Annotated in this window: 1 protein-coding gene and 1 pseudogene; both read left to right on the top strand. The window is 71.6% G+C overall.

Annotated features, from left to right (window positions below; genetic code table 11):
- Positions 1–600: pseudogene (locus tag AC0CYZ_RS02010) on the top strand (methylmalonyl-CoA mutase); the annotation flags it as partial.
- Positions 600–1,681: methylmalonyl-CoA mutase family protein (locus tag AC0CYZ_RS02005; protein WP_472211784.1), on the top strand; the 1,082-nt coding region annotated here is incomplete at its 3' end. The pseudogene AC0CYZ_RS02010 and the gene AC0CYZ_RS02005, both read left to right, overlap by 1 nt.

Genomic DNA, 1,681 nt, shown 5'->3' with positions numbered 1-1,681 from the left:
GCACTCGAGGAGACCTGGTCGCGCCGAGCCGGGCGGATCGCGCACCGCCGCGACCCCATCACCGGGGTGTCGGAGTTCCCGAACCTCCACGAGTCGCTGCCGCAGCGGCCGCCGACGCCCGAGGACCCCCACGCGGGCGGCTTGCCCCGCCGGCGCTACGCGCAGGTCTTCGAGGACCTGCGCGACCGCGCCGATGCCCAGGCGCAGCGGCCGACCGCGTTCCTCGCCACCCTCGGCACGCTCGCGCAGTACACCGCCCGCACTTCGTTCGCGACGAACCTGCTGCACGCGGGCGGGATCGACGTCGCCGAGGGCCCGGGCGGCACCGATCTCGACGCGATCGTGGCGGCGTTCCGGGAGGCCGGGACGCCGGTCGCGGTCGTCGCGTCCAGCGACAAGGTCTACGCCGAGCACGCGGCCGACCTCGCCCGGGCGCTCGCGGACGCGGGGGCCACCCGGGTCCTGCTGGCCGGGTCCCCGAAGACGTCCGGCCTCGGACCCGACGAGGGCACCGCCCTCACCGGGTACCTGTACTCCGGGTGCGACGCCGCCGCGCTGCTCACCGACCTGCTCGACCACCTGACCGGAGAGGCCGCCTGATGGGCATCGGATCGTTCGCCGACGTCGAGCTCGGCGCGCCGGAGCAGCCGGGGGACCGGACGTGGGACGAGGCCCTCGAGTCGGCCACCGGGAAGGGGTCCGAGGACCTGCTCTGGGAGACGCCCGAGGGGATCGCGGTCAAGCCGCTCTACACCGCGGCCGACACCGAGGGCCTGGACTTCCTCGCGACGCTGCCGGGCCTGCCGCCGTTCCTGCGCGGGCCGTACCCGACGATGTACGTCACCCAGCCCTGGACGGTGCGCCAGTACGCGGGGTTCTCGACGGCGAAGGAGTCGAACGCCTTCTACCGGCGCAACCTCGCCGCCGGGCAGAAGGGCCTCTCGGTCGCCTTCGACCTGCCGACCCACCGCGGCTACGACTCGGACAACCCCCGCGTGGCCGGGGACGTCGGCATGGCGGGCGTGTCGATCGACTCGATCCTCGACATGCGCCAGCTCTTCGACGGCATCCCGCTGGACCGGATGTCGGTGTCCATGACCATGAACGGGGCGGTGCTCCCCGTGATGGCGCTCTACGTGGCCGCGGCCTCCGAGCAGGGCGTCGAGCCCGAGCAGCTCGCCGGGACCATCCAGAACGACATCCTCAAGGAGTTCATGGTCCGCAACACCTACATCTATCCGCCCCAGCCCTCGATGCAGATCATCTCCGACATCTTCTCGTACACCTCGGAGAAGATGCCGAAGTTCAACTCGATCTCCATCTCCGGCTACCACATCCAGGAGGCCGGAGCCTCGGCCGACCTGGAGCTCGCCTACACCCTCGCCGACGGGGTGGAGTACCTGCGGGCCGGGCGGGACGCCGGCCTCGACGTGGACCGCTTCGCGCCGCGCCTCTCCTTCTTCTGGGGCATCGGCATGAACTACTTCATGGAGATCGCGAAGCTGCGGGCCGCGCGCCTGCTCTGGGCCAAGCTCGTCCGGGACTTCGGGGCGACGAACGGCAAGTCGCTGTCGCTGCGCACCCACTCGCAGACCTCGGGCTGGTCGCTGACCGCGCAGGACGTCTACAACAACGTCGTCCGCACCTGCGTCGAGGCGATGGCCGCCACCCAGGGCCACAC

The organism is Actinomycetospora sp., assembly GCF_055612215.1.
The sequence above is the reverse complement of the archived record's forward strand: the minus strand, read 5'-3'. Positions and strand labels throughout refer to the sequence as shown.